We start from the raw sequence: 16,179 nt of genomic DNA on the forward strand, positions 1-16,179 counted from the left end.
AAATTTATTTTTTTTTTGCGCAATCAAAATAATCACTTTAGACTTATTTAAGATAGCATCTCATAGCCAGTATTATTCAGCCTTTTTTAAAAAAGGCAACTTCTCCTTAATCATTGCCGGATTATGTCCCCCACCAGTGAAAACCTGTTCGATCCTCCTGCACCCGCCGCGCCCCTGGCCGAGCGTCTGCGGCCCAAGCATATCGACGAGGTTATCGGGCAATCCCATCTGCTGGGACCGGGCCGGCCACTGCGCTTGGCGTTTGAATCCGGCAAGCTGCATTCCATGATTCTGTGGGGGCCACCCGGAGTGGGCAAGACCACCTTGGCCAGGCTCATGGCCTCGTCGTTTGATGCCGAGTTCGTTCCGCTATCGGCGGTACTGTCCGGGGTGAAGGACATCCGCGACGCTATTGCGCAAGCGCAGCACACCTTGCAGCAGAGCGGGCGCCACACCATTTTGTTTGTGGACGAGGTACATCGCTTCAATAAATCGCAGCAGGATGCATTCCTGCCTTTCGTCGAACAGGGCTTGGTCACCTTCATTGGCGCGACCACCGAAAATCCTTCATTTGAAGTGATTAGCGCGTTGTTGTCGCGCGCCCAGGTTTATGTGTTGCAAGCCTTGTCCGAGGCAGAATTGAATCAACTGTTCAAACGCACGGAACAGCTTGCCTTGCCGGATTTGGAATTTGACGATGCGGTACGTGAACGCATCGTCGGCTATGCAGATGGCGATGCGCGCCGCTTGCTCAACGTGCTTGAGCAGTTGCAAACCGCCGCTCAGACCGCACATGTTACGCGCATCGATGCCGACTTCCTGGACAACACGTTGGCGCAGAACCTGCGTCGTTTCGATAAGGGTGGCGAAGCATTCTATGATCAGATCTCCGCCTTGCATAAATCGGTGCGAGGTTCCAATCCTGATGCCGCTCTGTATTGGCTGGTGCGTATGCTGGATGGCGGTGCCGATCCGCGTTACCTGTCGCGACGCATTGTGCGTATGGCATGGGAAGATATTGGTTTGGCCGATCCGCGCGCGATTCAATTAGCGCTGAATGCCGCCCAGACATACGAGCAACTGGGCTCGCCGGAGGGCGAGCTGGCATTGGCGCAAGCGGTGCTATACCTGGCAGCTGCGGCCAAGTCGAATGCGGGTTATGTCGCGTATAATGCCGCCCGCGCCTTGGTTGCCCAAGACGGGTCGCGCCCGGTGCCGCTGCATTTGCGCAATGCGCCGACCAAATTGATGAAGCAGCTTGATTACGGTAAAGACTATCGTTACGCACATAATGAAGTGGAAGGCTATGCAGCAGGAGAAAATTATTTTCCGGAGGGGTTGCCGGAGGTCAGTTTTTACCAACCTGCCGAGCGAGGCCTGGAAGCTAAGATCGCGGAAAAACTGGCCCACCTTCGTGAGCTGGATGCTGCGGCAAAGAGAAATGAAAAATGATTACAGCATGTAACCGAGTAAGAGTTGTTTCGCTTTGGAGAAGAGCATGTTAGATCTACAAGTATTACGCAATGATTTGGACGGTGTGGCGGAACGTCTGGCGACACGGGGTTACCCGCTGGATACGGCTCGTTTTGGGCAGCTGGAGAGTGCGCGTAAAACCATTCAAACACGCACGCAAGAGTTGCAAGCCAAGCGCAATGCTACCTCCAAACAGATTGGCATGGGCAAGGCCAAGGGCGAGGATGTGTCGGCCATCATGGCGGAAGTGGCCGGCTTGGGCGATGAGCTTAAGGAACTTGAGGCGCAACTTGAGCATATACAGCAAGATTTGCAGGCTTTTCTCTCGGTCATTCCAAACACACCACACATCAGTGTGCCTGTAGGTAAGTCAGAGGCCGACAATGTTGAAATGCGCCGTGTAGGATCGCCGCCTGAATTTAATTTTGAAGTTAAGGATCACGTCAGTGTGGGCGAGGATGTGGGTGGGCTGGATTTCGAAACTGCCACCAAGATCAGCGGCGCGCGTTTCTCGCTGTTAAAAGGCCCGCTGGCGCGCCTGCATCGTGCACTGGCGCAGTTCATGCTCGACATTCATACCGAGCAGCACGGCTATACCGAAGTGTATGTGCCTTATCTGGTAAATGCAGACTCCATGCGTGGCACCGGACAGCTGCCGAAGTTCGAGGAGGATTTGTTCCGTGTGCCGCGTCAGCTGGGTGAAGAAGGTGAACAGAATTTCTACCTCATTCCCACGGCTGAAGTCCCAGTGACCAACATGGTGCGTGACAGCATCACTCCACTAGAGAAACTGCCGCTGAAATTTGTGGCGCATACCCCCTGCTTTCGCAGCGAGGCCGGCTCCTACGGGCGCGACACGCGCGGCATGATCCGTCAGCATCAATTCGACAAAGTAGAGTTGGTGCAGATTGTGCATCCTGAGCATTCCTATGATGCGCTGGAACAATTGCTGGCACATGCCGAAACGATTTTGAAAAAACTGGCTTTGCCATACCGGGTAATGAAACTGTGTACGGGTGATATGGGTTTTTCTGCCGCAATGACTTATGACATTGAAGTTTGGTTGCCGGCCCAGAATGCCTACCGCGAGATTTCTTCCTGCTCCAATTTTGAAGCCTTCCAGGCACGACGTATGCAGGCGCGCTTCCGAAATGAACAGGGAAAGCCGGAATTGCTGCATACAGTTAACGGTTCCGGTCTTGCGGTAGGGCGTACATTGGTTGCTATACTGGAAAATTACCAGCAAGCTGATGGGAGTGTTGTTGTACCTGAGGTGTTACGGCCTTATATGGGAAAATTGGAATATATCAGGGCATCGTGATGATCATGGTTGTCGCAATGGGGAATGGTGTGACATACCATTCCCGGTAGCAATGTATATTTAAGGTGCCTTTAAAAAATGTGTCTACCTGATAGGTAGTCGTTGTTGTATGAGTATAAGGAGATAGAAATGGAAATATCGGGAATTTCAACATTGAGCACCATTTTGAAGCGCCCCATTGAGCTTAGAAGTGATGCTCTTGCCCAGCGCAGAGAGATGGCAGCTGAGTTGCAGGAAAACTGCCAAAAACTGGCGACATCATTGAAAAACACGTTCCACATTGCGAAGCAAGTGAACGAAGTGGATTCTGAAGCTTCTGAAAATAAAATCATGAATCTGATGGATGATTTAAAGCATGTGGATAGCACATTTCTGGAAGAGGAGAGTCCAGTTCTTCAGCATTTGGCAATCGACATGCGATTCAAGGATTTCGCAAAAAGTTGCGCAGATTTTTACCAGTCGGTTCTTAACCTGAAACAACTTCTCAATGACAATATACCGGATTCGACTGCTCTTAAAGCGCTGTGTAAAGAGGAAGGTTTGTTAAAGGTGACAGGCGCTTGGCAAGGTGAACTTGAAACAATGCTGGGCCGTGTTAATAAAGAGTACATGAAAGTTATGGCTATTAAGTTCTCTTGGTGATTCGTGAAGTGTAATGATTTGGAGGCGGGGTGAGTTGAATTAGCGTGCATGCTGTGCCCCGTCCTTTGCAGGGTGATAGATGCTGAGAGATTTACTGGACGCAGATAGATCATTGATGGCATTTGAGGATGAGTGGTGTTGTGTTTCTTTCTTACTCTTTCCCAGCATCTTATTATCTTGCGCCGGAGGAATCAGTCGCGGCACGGTGCCTAAAGGCAGGCTATTCAACATGTCATGGTTCATACGCACCATCTCAACCAGATTAACCGCTTCGCCGCCGCGTGCATAACCGTATTTGGTCTGTTCAAAATACTGTGGTTGCGCCAGTAGCGGCATCACCTTCTTCACATCTGCCCATTTGTCTGGATCGTGACCTTGTTGTTGTGTCAGCACGCGTGCATCCTCCAGGTGCCCATATCCTTGGTTATAAGCTGCCAGAGCTAGCCAGGTGCGATCTGGTTCATTGATGCGTGGTGGCAGTTGCTCCTTCAGCAACAGCAGATATTTCGCCCCGCCAATAATGCTCTGGCGTGCATCTAGCCGGTTGGTTACGCCCATACGGTCAGCTGTTTCTTCAGTCAGCATCATCATGCCGCGCACTTTTGTAGGCGAAGTGGCAAGCGGATTCCAATGCGATTCCTGATAGGCGAGAGCGGCGAATAGTTGCCACTCCATCCCGGTTATAGTAGCCGCTTCTTCAAACAGACTTCGAATATGTGGTAACACAGTTCGCGCCTTGGTGATAAATGCAACCGCGTCGTCCGATTCAAGCCGCTTGTTGTGTCCGTAATAGCGATCCAGCAGGCGGTGCAAAGTGCCATCTTGTTTAATGAGAGTGAAAAACTTCTCTGCTTCTGCCAATAACTCAGCGTCGGCGTCCGGCGCAAACGCCCAAGCTAGCTTGGAAGGTGTAGCAATATCGAGCGTGGAATCCAGGTTGGGATGGAAATTGCGTGCCAGCGCAAGTTGTTCCTCATTGGCGACAGTGCATTCCAGCTTGCCCTCCGCCACCTCTTTCAGTAGTTGTGCAGCTGACTGATTGGGGCGTATGTGCCAGTGCAGGGCTGGAAACTTCTTCTGTGCTTCATGCAAGGCAGTTTCTTGTGCGGAACCGGCCACGACGGCGATATTTTTTTTAAGGAGCCCCTCCATGCGCCGCAGAGGCGCGCCATTGCATACCGCCTGCTCACTTACCGTTTGATAGGACGGGCCAAACCTCACGCTCTCACCCCCGTTGCTGCGTAATCCGGATGCGGCGAAATGTGCCTTGTTCGTCACAATGGACTGCATCACTTGATCCAGCGGCAGCGGTATAAACTTTATTTTTACGCGCAATTTTTCGGCAAAAAGATTAACGAGTTGAAGCTCGAATTCAGAGTCCACACTATTCTCAGCTGGCACCACGATGACCGTTAATTCTTCTCGCCATGGCTTTTTGGATGGTTCTTCAGGCGCACAGGCGGCGAGCAAAGCGACACTCAGCAATGCAAGTGCGAAGAGTCTTGCTCTGATATATGTTGAAAGGAATGAATGTATAGACTTGATCATATGAACATTCTGCCTGATTTTATCCTTTGATGGTAAAATCAACTCCTGCGGAGAGGTGGCAGAGTGGTCGAATGCGACAGACTCGAAATCTGTTGTACGGTTTTCCGTACCGTGGGTTCGAATCCCACCCTCTCCGCCAAGAAAGCGAATTAAGCCAGTGAATATGCTGGCTTTTTATTTTTTTGCTAAGTTGATTCTTGCTGCTGTTCTGATCCTCTTGCATAGCTTGACGTAGAAAACCGCACTCAGGCGGCCAGGTTGTGGAATGCTCAACTAATCTTGGCCAAGCTGTGCAATATACCTCCTCATGTTTCACCACCCATGCCTGAGTTCGCATAACGCATCCCGGCAATTTTATGCTATGGAACCGTTAAATTATTAATGTAACATTTCAGCCGAGATTAGGATCAATCCTGTAATTCCTAGGTGCAAACCCCAAAACTTGACCGCACGAATTTATGTGAATTTGAAAAAAGTGGACGCTACCCTTTTCGTGAAGCATGGCCACAATACTCTTCCGTATATCCAAGCGTGCTTAAAAGGGTAGCGTCCACTTTTTTTTCCAGGCGTAAATTGGGCGGATGTGCTGTCGATGAGTGTCCAGCCGGTGATCATCTACTGGTTCTTGGAACTCTTCGCTAGCTGCTGGCTAATCGCGACATATTCGTCAATCAGCCGGGTTAGCCCGGCTTTGTCGCTATCAGTCGGGCTCGGAACAGCAGCGAGACTGTCGATCTGCCGCGACAAGTTGTCCAACTGTTGAAAACGGCTACCGAATTTGGCGTATTGTAGCTTCGTTATTGCGCAGCTATTAGACCCAGCCACTACAACTTTCCTGAATTTGTTCGCCTGCTGCAACGCATCAGTTACAGCTTTAAGTTGCGTCGGGTTCAGTTTTCCAGACAGCTTTCCCTTTTCCCCAATGCTGGCTTCAAACTCGGCAGAGTTAGCCCAATATTTGGTGGTGAAATTATCGATATTTACAGGATTGCGCATACCATCATTACACTGCACTGCAGAAGCGAGATTGTCCTTGAAGTAAAAAGCAAGTATTGCCATCAGGGCAGCCCCGACGATAACCAGAGCCACTGCCTTGGTATTGTTGTTCATGCATAGCCCTTATATTCAGTAGAACTGGTTGCGGATTTTATGAAGCGCAGATTCATCTTGTATTCTTCCATTAGGTATAGCCCAACAAACAAAATATGCTGGTCAGCAGCCGAATCATAAGATAGCAGCTAACCATAGAATAGAAGACTAGCAGCAATGGCTCCGTCATAGCCATTGATCCATTAATAGTCGGTATATCCTTTTTCTCCGGGTGTATAAAAGGTATTGGAGTCTGGTGAAACCAAGGGGCTGTCATTGCGTAGTTTTTCCACCAGATCGGGATTGGATATGAATGGGCGGCCGAATGCGACGAGGTCGCCACGTTGTAAATCGAGATCGGCATTCGCCCGAGTCAAATCATAGCCGCCTGACAAAATGTATTTCTCTTTGAACGCGGCACGTATTTTTGCCTTCAACGCTGGGCTAACTTCCGGTGCGCCCTGCGAGCTGTGATCCACGATGTGGATATACACCAAGCCGATACTGTTTAATTCGGCGATCAAGCGTTCGTAAAGCGCGTCCATTTCAGCATCGGCAGTCATACTATTGAAAACACCATAAGGTGAAATGCGCATACCGATGTGATCTGCACCGATAGCAACGGCAGCAGCCTTGGCAACTTCCACGGCGAAGCGGATTCGATTTTCAATACTGCCGCCCCAGCGGTCAGTGCGCTGATTGGAAGCTGTGTTAAGAAATTGATCGATTAAATAGCCGTTTGCTGCATGTAACTCGACACCATCAAATCCAGCTTCAATCGCCCGCGTGGAAGCATTCGCATACTCGGCGATGGCCTGAGCAATGTCGGCTTCGTTCATTGCGGTAGGGACAGGATGTGGCTGCAGTCCATTGCTGTCCGTCCACATTTCGCCCGGCGCGGCAATGGCGGAAGGTGCGATCACCTTGGCGTCGGCTGGCATATTGGCTGGATGGCTAACTCGTCCTGTGTGCATCAGTTGCACAAATATTTTTCCACCTGCCTGATGAACGCCGTCCGTTACTCGCCGCCAGCCTTGCACTTGTGCGTCATTAAATAGTCCGGGAATGCGCGCATAGCCGAGTCCGTTCGGCGAGGGCGATGTGCCTTCAGTGATGATGAGTCCGGCTCCGGCGCGCAGCCGGTAATACTTTTCCATCAGTTCGTTCGGCACATTGCCGATGGCGCGTGAGCGCGTCAGTGGTGCCATGACGATGCGGTTTTTCAGTTGCAGTTTGCCTAGCGTGGTGGGGGTAAACAAAGTGGTGGTCATGTTATTTTCCTTCTTTTGAATTGAGTCGTAAAAAACTTGAAACCTATGCAAAGCGCCCGTTGCGGAAATCGTCCATCGCTTGATGGATCTCTTCCTGCGTGTTCATCACAAACGGCCCGTACTGCACGATCGGTTCGTTGAGCGGTTTGCCGGCGATAAGAAGCAGACGCGCATCTTCCGTCGCTGTGAGCGTCACGCCATCGGCTTCCGTTATATTGTTCAAAATACCCATGCGATGAGACTCCACCAGCGTGTCACCAACCTTCACCGCGCCGCGATAGACGTAGATGAAAGCGTTATGCGTGGCAGGCAATGCCGTCGAGAACGAAGCGCCCGCAGGCAAGTGAATGTCCAGATACATTGGTTCTGTATCTTCGCGTGTAACAACGCCTGCCACGCCGTTGCTTGTTCCAGCAATCACACGCACGGTAACGTTTTCTGCCGTTACGTATTCTGGAATCTCCTGGCTTGCGATGTCGCGATACCAAGGCTCGGCCATCTTACGCTTCGCAGGCAGGTTGAGCCACAGCTGAAAACCTTCCATCACGCCATCTTTTTGCTCGGGAATTTCAGAATGAATTATGCCGCGTCCAGCAGTCATCCACTGAACGTCACCATGTTTCAGCAGCCCCTCGTGTCCTGCATTATCTCGATGCCGCATACGTCCGGACAGCATATAGGTAACCGTCTCGAAACCACGATGCGGGTGATCCGGGAAACCCGCGATGTAGTCGTCCGGGTTGTCGCTGCCGAATGCATCCAGCATTAAAAATGGATCAAGGCGGTGCTGCAGCTTGCCCGTAAGCACGCGGGTCAGTTTCACGCCTGCGCCATCCGAGGTGGCAACACCTTCGATGATGCGGTCGACACCGCGCGATTGGTGCAGCATTGTTTGATTGATGGTGTTCATGTTGACTCCTCAATTGACAGATAGTGAGTACATATTAGACGGCTCGAAAAAATAGATAAAGCCATGAATATGGGATAAACTGTTCCACAAATGGAACAAAAAAATATCTCCGCTGACGACTACATCCTATTCGCCGCCATCGTCGAGCAAGAAAGTTTGGTGCGTGCAGCAGAACATCTCGGCATGCCCAAAGCCACGGTCTCTCGCCGCTTGACGAATCTTGAAGCATCACTTGGACAGAGGCTGCTGTTGCGCACTACTCGTCGACTCACACTCACCGACTTTGGGCAGGAATTCCTTGATCATTGTCGGCGCGTTGCAGAAGAGGTCGCTATCACGCAAGATTTCGTGCGCAGTCAGGATGTGCAGCCGCGTGGACGCTTGCGCGTCTCCATGCCGGGTGACTATGCCAGACACTATTTCTCGCGCGCCATCGCCACTTTCATCGAAACCTATCCCGAGATACAACTTGATCTCGATCTGTCTTCGAGGCGCGTTGATCTGATCGGCGAACGCTTCGACCTTGCCATTCGAATGGGTGCGCTGGAAAACGACTCCACGCTGGTGGCACGCAAGATAGACGAGCTTCGTTTCGGCCTTTACGCCAGCCCTATTTATCTCGCACTTCATGCTGCACCGCGGCATCCTGATGAGCTGGAGCATCATGCGGCGGTTCGTTTGCTCTCGGCACGAGGAAGCGCAGTCCCATGGAAACTAATACGTGACAAGGCTGTTTGGGAAGGGGTTCCACCCGGACGTCTCACCCTGAATTCACCTGACATGATCCAGCAGCTTCTGCTGGATGGTGCTGGTATCGGTGCGTTACCGGATTATTTTGTGGCAGAAGACGTGCGCCACAAACGTTTGGTGCGGATATTATCGAAGTGGTGTCTACCCGTCGTCCCCGCCTGGGCAGTGATGCCCATGCGCCGCTACCTGCCCGCCAAGACGCGCGCCTTTCTTGCGCATCTTGAGCAGTTTATGGAGTGAGGGTGATCGAGGAAATATTGATGCTCTCACTCTGCATGCCGTTGGTCGTGATATGACCACGGCTATGTTGCGGTTAGTGAAGTGCCTGAGAGTATTCGATACAATCCAGCTATCCGGATGGTGAACTCTGATGGCCTGACGGTGAAACTTGTGGCACGATGATGAAACCTTATGCTGAAAGCAGTCATGCGCGACGAATATGCCTGAACATTGTGAACACATCGCTTTAGACAGTCGCCCGCACTGATGAAACTGCGCAAACTCTCAATCTGGTTTTCTGTGGGGGTGCTGCTGGTATTGGGCGCGAATATGTTATGTGTCGTGCTGATTGAGCAGGCGTACAGCAAAATGATGGCCGTGCAAGAGCATCGGCGGCTGTCCATTCAATTGTCCAACGAACTGCAACAAGAGACCGAGCAACTGGCCAGTTTGGTGCGCGCCTACACGACCACCGGTGAACCGCGCTATCTGTTTTATTACTACGACATCCTCGCCGTACGTCAGGGCAAAAAATCCGCGCCTGCCATGTTTAATCCCGCGACTTATTGGGATGATGTGATTGCAGAGCGGGTGCTGCATGTCCTACCCGAACAAGTTGAACGCCATGTATTAACGGACAGGATGCGCGCTTTGGGTTTCAACGCACAGGAACTCCAGACACTAACACAGGTTTTCGCGGCCACCGAGGCCATGAAACAAACCGAACAGATCGCTTTTGCCGCTACGCAAGGGCTTTATGACCCAGACAAACGTGCATTCGTTTCCGAAGGGACTCCCCGCCTCGATTTTGCCAGCAAGCTGGTTTACAGCCAGGCTTATAACGAGCTGAAAGCCAATTTGGCACACGCTGTAGAGGGGCTGAAGGAACAAGTCAGCAAGCGAACTCAGGGCGAGGTCGAGCAAGCAACCGCACGCTTGCAGCGGCTCATTATGGTTTTGCTGGCAAGCATGGCGGTCACCATCTGTCTGGTTGGGTTAGCTTTTAATACCGTGCGTCGCCAAGTATTAAAGCCGATCGAGCGACTCAAGCTGTCTGCCGACCGATTGTCCGCGGGTAACTACACCAGCCGCACCCGACTGGATTCGGCACGGGACTCAGAGGTAGATGAGCTGGCCGTGTTGAGCGAGACGTTTGATAGTATGGCGCAATCAATTGAAGCCGATATCAGCCGCCGTCAAACCGTACAGGTGGCATTGGAAAAAGCACGCAATCAAGCCGAGAATGCGACCAAGATCAAATCCATGTTTTTGGCTACGATGAGCCATGAAATTCGCACGCCCATGAACGCTATTCTTGGTATGGCCTACTTAGCGCTAAAAACAGACCTGAATACGCGTCAGCGCGATTACGTTTCCAAGGTGCATAACGCCGCCAAGATGTTGATGGACATCATAAATAACGTCCTGGATTTTTCCAAGATTGAAGCTGGCAAGCTGGAGCTGGAACAAAATCGCTTTCTAGTTGAGGAGGTAGTTTCAAATGCTTTGGCCTTGTTGCAGCAACGCGCTTACGAAAAAGAAGTGGAATTATTGTTCGAAGTGGACACCCCTTATTTGCTGGATGAAGGTGGCGCTTTAGTTGGGGATGCGCTGCGCCTAGGGCAAATCCTTATCAACCTGTTATCTAACGCCATCAAATTTACGCATAACGGTCATGTCAAGTTGACACTGGGCATCGACGTACAAGATGCCGAATCGATGACACTACGCTTTACCGTGAGCGATACGGGTATCGGTATGACGGCGGAACAGATAGAACACTTATTCCAAGAGTTCAGCCAGGCGGATGGCTCCACCACGCGAAAATACGGGGGGACGGGCTTGGGGCTAGCGATTGCCAAGCGTTTTGTCGAGCTGATGGGAGGGCGTATCTGGGTGGAAAGCAAACCCGATGCAGGCTCGCGCTTTATCTTTACCGCCCGCCTCTTGCGCGCGCAACAGCGCACGGCTACCCCAGCGAGCTTGCCCGGCGTACAGACCCTGCGCGTTTTGGTCGTGGACGATCAACCCGAAGCGCGCATGGCGCTGGTTAAAATGCTGCGTCATCTTGGCGTGGGTCAGACACCGAGAGCCGGCATCGACAGCGCCGAAAACGGGCAGACTGCGCTAGAGATGATTGCCGAGGCACGGCAACAAAGCCGCCCCTATCATCTGCTTATGCTGGACTGGGTCATGCCCGACATGGACGGCGAACAAGTCTTGCGCAGTCTGCATGCACAACCTCCAGACAACCAGCCATTACCGGTAATCGTCTCCGCCTACGATACGGATTTCATGCACGACACGGCCTCCAGGTTGAATGCTCATCTATTCTTGTCCAAACCTGTATTGCCTGAGGCGCTGCGGCATTTACTCAAAAATCTGTCGGAGAATGCGCCCGCATCGCCGCCGTATGAACCAAGCGCACAGCCAGAGGCTGTCACGCTACCAGGGCAATGGCCAGACTGTTTGTCCCAACTCAGAATATTGCTGAGAGAATGCAATGTTGAGGCGGCAGATTTATGGCAAGCCCACATGCCCACATTTTCAAGCCTGCTGCCAGTGCAAACCGTACATCGCATCTCGGTGGCGCTGGATAATTTTGATTTTGATATTGCCCTGGCCTTGTTGCCGGAATCTTGAAACTTTAAAACCTTGAAACTTTATAACATAGCGGAATACAACCCCATGTTTGCCAAAACAGAACGCGCGACTATCTTGCTGGTGGACGACGTGCCCGCCAACCTGAGCGTGTTGAGCAGTATCTTGCGCGAGGATTACCGTGTCCAGTTGGCGACCAGCGGCGCCAAAGCCCTGGCACTAGTTGCGGCCAGCTCGCCGGATTTGATTTTGCTGGATGTGATGATGCCGGAGATGGATGGTTATGAAGTCTGCAAACGCCTCAAGGCCAATCCAGACACGTGTGATATTCCCGTGTTGTTCGTCACCGCCCGCAATCAAACCGAAGATGAAGAACTTGGACTGACGCTGGGCGCAATGGACTATATTCATAAGCCGATTAGCCCGCCGATTATCAAAGCACGGGTGCGCAACCACATTGCGCTCAAACTGCAAACCGATGCGTTAAAACGCCTTTCGTTCATGGATGGACTAACCCAGGTCGCCAATCGACGTCGTTTCGACGAAACGCTGGGCAACGAGCTGCGGCGTGCGGCACGGCAGCAACATGAACTGTCCTTGCTGATGCTGGACGTGGATTACTTCAAACTGTTTAACGACCACTATGGTCACGGCTTGGGTGATCAGTGTTTGACGCGGGTCGCCCAAGTCATGCAGGCCGAGATTAACCGTCCGATGGATTTGATAGCGCGTTACGGCGGCGAAGAATTTGTCATTTTGCTACCAGAAACCGATCTGGAAGGTGCGCGCAAAGTGGCCGAGTCCTTGCGCAAAACCGTTGCTGCCATGCAGATTTCCCACGCCCACTCACCGGCCGCAGCACATATCACGATCAGCATCGGGGTCGCTTGCAACACCCAGAGCGAAACAAACTCAGCTGCGGAGTTGCTCGAGCTGGCTGACCAGGCGCTCTACCTAGCCAAACAATCTGGACGCAATCAGGTAAAGTCTTGGCATCACAAAAAATCCACCCCGAGGAACGTCTAAGCATGCGCATAATCTGGCAAAAATTACCTTGGCTCATCGTGCTGATTTTGGCGCTGATGGTTTGGAAATACCCACCGTTACTGCCGTGGATACTCTTGATAGCGGTCATTTTCATGTGCTGGTTTAGCCCAAAGCGCGGTCTGATTGGTCCGGTGAGCTTGCCCGCAGACGATGCATTTTTATCCACCGAGCAGGTGCAGTGGTGGTACTGGACGGGCCATCTGGAAACGGAAGACGGCCAGCGTTTCGGTTTTGAAGTGGTGTTTTTTAGCTTCGATGCTTTCCTGTTCATGCGCGATCAGCTGGTGCAAGCGGCCATCACCGATGTGAACGGTAATCGCTTTGAATTCAAGGAATTTGTCGAATTCCATCTTCCCAACAAAACCCCCAATGGCTTCAAGCTCAGTGCCGGTGCGAACAAATCCGTCACCGCGGTGGGTGGCAATGGCACAGATCATTTGCACAGCGCAATCGGCGATTACGTGCTGGATATTGACCTGCAATCAACCAAACCGCCCGCGCTGCACTACGGCGGCGACGCACACCCCTATGTTTTTGGCGGCTACACCTACTAGTACTCGCGCACTCACATGGCGACGACTGGCACCTTGAGTATTAAAGACAAGTCTTACAAAGTCACCGGAACCAGCTGGTTTGACCGCCAGTACGGCGAGCTGTTTCAAGCGATCGATAAAGGCTGGCAATGGTTTGCCATCGAACTGGCAGACAACCGCCAATTCATGCTGTTCGATTTCAACGGCGAAGATGCCACGGTAGAAAAATCAGGTTCAATCACCGACGTACAGGGGCGAACCACAAATCTCGCCGCACATCAATTCGACGTGGCCATACTGGATTACTGGACCAGCCCCACCACTGGCTGCACCTATCCCGCCGGCTGGACGGTGACAATCGGCAGCGAAACATTCACCGTGCAGCCTGCCGTGCAAAACCAGGAACTGCGCGGCAGCCACAGCTTCTGGGTCGGTCCGGTGTATTGGGAAGGCGCGTGCACCGTCAGCGGCGCAGTAAGCGGCCAGGCCTATGTGGAGCTAAATGGCTATTGCAAATGTCCAAAGCCTGCGCATTGAGCAAACCTGCCAAGGAAAAGTCAAACGGTTATAATTTGCCGCGTTCTCAATAGAGCCGTTGAATTCTAAAATCCTGCAGCCGCCTTGATCCGCCTCATACAATGCTAATGACCATGCAAAAGCGGCTTAGAAATAGTTCGCGCACGCTTGCCTGCCTCCTACTCGGCGCAGTCAGCTTATCGACGCAAGCCGTCGATTTTTCCCTGTCGGGTTATGGCACGATAGGCTATGCCATATCCGACCAAAACTACACCTATCAGCGTTATATCAATAACAAAGGCAGCTTCGAACGTGACACCATATTCGGCGCACAATTAAATGCCCAATTCAATCCCGAATGGAGCGCAACGCTACAAGTCAACGTAGCGCCGCCCGCACTGCTAAGTGACAATCAAAACTGGCAACCAACCTTTACTTGGGCATTTTTATCCTACCGTCCGACTAACGATTGGTTGTTTCGCGTAGGGAAATTACGTATTCCCTTTTACCTGAATTCCGAGAATGCCAACATAGGCAAGACTTACGTGTCCGCCCGCTTGCCGGTTGAGGTTTATGCCTCCGCATCTACGGTGGACTTCATTGGGGCATCGTTCGCCAAGACCTGGCAGCTCAACGAGAACGAATTCATTCTCGATGGCTATTGGGGGAATGCCGTGAATGAATCATGGCGCTTCTATGCGCGTGACCCCGGTAATGTACTCACCAAAAGCGGTGCGGCGGGTGAATTCTTTGCACCCTTGGCGATCGAGTCAAAAGGACTGCGGCTGAGCTTGAATCGCGGCGGAAACACCTTTTTGGCGGGTATGCATTTCGCCGATACCACGGCACGCAACGGCACGACACTGGGGCCTTCGACGTACGTGCCCGCGCCGGCTGGCGGTTGCGCACCGATTGGTATCCCGCCGGCATTCATTGGTGACTATTACTGCCCTGCTGCGGACGGCCCATCCAAGATACAAACCGTTACCACCAATTTAGGTGCCAGCATTGATTTGGGGCACGGCTTTCGCACAATCGGCGAATATGTCAGACGCAAAAATGAAGGCTCAACCCTCTCTCCCGACAGCAAAGGTTTTTACCTGAGTCTGCAAAAAGAAATCGGTGACTGGACACCCTATCTGACCTACGCCAAGCTAACCACGAAAAACCGCGACCTGTATCAGGCGGTAAATGGCGTTCAGACGATTATCCCGGCGGTCAATGCTTTTGAACGCAACCTAGCCGATGCGATGGTGGTGTATAACCAAAACACATGGGCGCTCGGCACCTCCTGCTCACTTGGCATCAACAGCAAAATCAAAGCCGAATGGTCTGTCGTGCAAACCGGCATCGCGTCCAGTTTTATTGATGCGCCGCCGGGTGGAAAATCCGGCGATCAACGCATCAATGTGTTTTCTCTCTCTTACAACTTTACGTTCTAAGGGAGACAGCCATGATGAAATTCAAACTCAAGCTGATCTCCGCGCTACTGGCGCTTGCGATATGCGAGGCGCATGCGGACAACGTGGTTGTCATCGGCCATGCTGGTCTAAGTAAGTTGAACGCGAATACCGTACAAAGAATATTTACCGGCAAGGTCATCGAAATCGATGGCGTGCATGTCACAGCGGTGAATCTCAAGGCAGGCGCATTGCGTGATCGTTTCTTGCAGCGCTACCTGAATCAGAAAGATGACAAATACACGGCTTATTGGACGGTGCGCCGCTTCATCGGCAAGGGTATCCCGCCAAGAGAGCTATCGAGTGCCGCCGAAGTTATTAGCTTTGTCCAAACCACACCCGGCGCCATCGGTTATATCGATGAAAACGAGTTGAAGCCGGAATTGAACGTGGTAAGCCGTTAAGAAAGCGTCAATTTATTCAGTGTTACCCGGCAAGTTTTTGCCTAGCCAGTTTTGTCCGACGAGATCGCACCTATTCAATACCCACAATAACTACATGGCCGGGTACATCATGAAGCCTTTTTGTTTTTACGCTCGTTTCAACCGACGGTTATGTGGTTTCACCAGCCGGGATGTGCTCATCCGTGCAACAGAAAGGTGCTTTGCCCGACAGTTTGTGCGGCGTTTTGGTGTCGGTACAAGCCACAAATGTTCTCCAGGATATCCGTGTTTGGTTCACCCATTGCCATCCCCTCATGACATTGGATTGACGCCACACTTCAAAACCCTACAATCCCCATATGGGGTGATGTTTTGTTCCGCGCAGGCCTTGACGTTGGCCGATGAGAAGTAGCCTG

At 51.8% G+C, this 16,179-nt stretch carries 13 protein-coding genes, 1 tRNA gene and 1 pseudogene; 11 read left to right on the plus strand and 4 right to left on the minus strand.

Annotation, left to right across the window (positions count from 1 at the left end; genetic code table 11):
• Positions 1 to 123: 123 nt before the first annotated feature.
• The 3 genes from MJ768_RS08065 (at position 124) to MJ768_RS08075 (ending at position 3,436) form a co-directional block, all read left to right on the plus strand.
• Positions 124 to 1,452 carry a replication-associated recombination protein A gene (locus tag MJ768_RS08065; protein ID WP_239290072.1) on the plus strand — a complete coding sequence of 443 codons (1,329 nt, stop codon included), beginning with the start codon at positions 124 to 126 and terminating at the stop codon, positions 1,450 to 1,452.
• 46 nt (positions 1,453 to 1,498) lie between these two features.
• Positions 1,499 to 2,794, plus strand: a complete 1,296-nt coding sequence (gene serS, locus MJ768_RS08070; RefSeq protein ID WP_239290074.1) for a serine--tRNA ligase — start codon at positions 1,499 to 1,501, stop codon at positions 2,792 to 2,794.
• A 129-nt stretch (positions 2,795 to 2,923) separates the two neighbouring features.
• Positions 2,924 to 3,436, plus strand: coding sequence for a hypothetical protein (locus tag MJ768_RS08075; RefSeq protein ID WP_239290076.1), 513 nt, complete (start codon positions 2,924 to 2,926; stop codon positions 3,434 to 3,436).
• 39 nt (positions 3,437 to 3,475) lie between these two features.
• On the opposite strand, the gene mltF is transcribed toward MJ768_RS08075, so the two are convergent.
• The gene (gene mltF, locus MJ768_RS08080) at positions 3,476 to 4,984 is read right to left on the minus strand and encodes a membrane-bound lytic murein transglycosylase MltF (protein ID WP_239290078.1); all 1,509 of its coding nucleotides are present in this window, start codon (positions 4,982 to 4,984) and stop codon (positions 3,476 to 3,478) included.
• Between the two features lie 49 nt (positions 4,985 to 5,033).
• On the opposite strand from mltF, the gene MJ768_RS08085 reads away from it, so the two are divergent.
• A tRNA-Ser gene (locus MJ768_RS08085) sits at positions 5,034 to 5,123 on the plus strand.
• A gap of 476 nt (positions 5,124 to 5,599) precedes the next feature.
• Here MJ768_RS08085 and MJ768_RS08090 read toward each other — a convergent pair.
• The 3 genes from MJ768_RS08090 to MJ768_RS08100 all read right to left on the minus strand — a co-directional run bounded on the left by MJ768_RS08090 (position 5,600) and on the right by MJ768_RS08100 (position 8,254).
• The gene (locus tag MJ768_RS08090; RefSeq protein ID WP_239290080.1) at positions 5,600 to 6,094 is read right to left on the minus strand and encodes a hypothetical protein; all 495 of its coding nucleotides are present in this window, start codon (positions 6,092 to 6,094) and stop codon (positions 5,600 to 5,602) included.
• Between the two features lie 182 nt (positions 6,095 to 6,276).
• A complete protein-coding gene (locus MJ768_RS08095; RefSeq protein WP_239290082.1) occupies positions 6,277 to 7,344 on the minus strand; it encodes an alkene reductase in 1,068 nt (355 codons plus the stop codon).
• Between the two features lie 43 nt (positions 7,345 to 7,387).
• Positions 7,388 to 8,254 (minus strand): pirin family protein, encoded by an 867-nt coding sequence (locus MJ768_RS08100; RefSeq protein ID WP_239290084.1) that lies wholly within the window; start codon positions 8,252 to 8,254, stop codon positions 7,388 to 7,390.
• Between the two features lie 90 nt (positions 8,255 to 8,344).
• Between MJ768_RS08100 and MJ768_RS08105 the strand changes: the two genes are divergently transcribed.
• The 7 genes and pseudogenes from MJ768_RS08105 (at position 8,345) to MJ768_RS08135 (ending at position 15,784) form a co-directional block, all read left to right on the plus strand.
• Positions 8,345 to 9,244, plus strand: coding sequence for a LysR family transcriptional regulator (locus MJ768_RS08105; RefSeq protein WP_239290086.1), 900 nt, complete (start codon positions 8,345 to 8,347; stop codon positions 9,242 to 9,244).
• A gap of 246 nt (positions 9,245 to 9,490) precedes the next feature.
• Positions 9,491 to 11,866 (plus strand): ATP-binding protein, encoded by a 2,376-nt coding sequence (locus tag MJ768_RS08110; protein WP_239290129.1) that lies wholly within the window; start codon positions 9,491 to 9,493, stop codon positions 11,864 to 11,866.
• A gap of 45 nt (positions 11,867 to 11,911) precedes the next feature.
• Positions 11,912 to 12,850 (plus strand): diguanylate cyclase, encoded by a 939-nt coding sequence (locus MJ768_RS08115; RefSeq protein WP_239290139.1) that lies wholly within the window; start codon positions 11,912 to 11,914, stop codon positions 12,848 to 12,850.
• Positions 12,851 to 12,963: 113 nt separating this feature from the next.
• Positions 12,964 to 13,509, plus strand: a pseudogene (locus tag MJ768_RS08120) (carotenoid 1,2-hydratase); the annotation flags it as partial.
• Positions 13,510 to 13,536: 27 nt separating this feature from the next.
• Positions 13,537 to 13,941, plus strand: a complete 405-nt coding sequence (locus tag MJ768_RS08125; RefSeq protein ID WP_256449842.1) for a lipocalin family protein — start codon at positions 13,537 to 13,539, stop codon at positions 13,939 to 13,941.
• 113 nt (positions 13,942 to 14,054) lie between these two features.
• On the plus strand, positions 14,055 to 15,362 hold the full coding sequence (locus tag MJ768_RS08130; protein ID WP_239290141.1) for a hypothetical protein: 1,308 nt from the start codon (positions 14,055 to 14,057) through the stop codon (positions 15,360 to 15,362).
• Positions 15,363 to 15,373: 11 nt separating this feature from the next.
• Entirely contained in the window at positions 15,374 to 15,784 is a 411-nt protein-coding gene (locus tag MJ768_RS08135; RefSeq protein WP_239290143.1) for a hypothetical protein, read from the plus strand.
• Positions 15,785 to 16,179 lie beyond the last annotated feature (395 nt).

Origin of the sequence: Candidatus Nitrotoga sp. 1052, from assembly GCF_927312905.1 — a bacterium.
Lineage (GTDB): Bacteria > Pseudomonadota > Gammaproteobacteria > Burkholderiales > Gallionellaceae > Nitrotoga.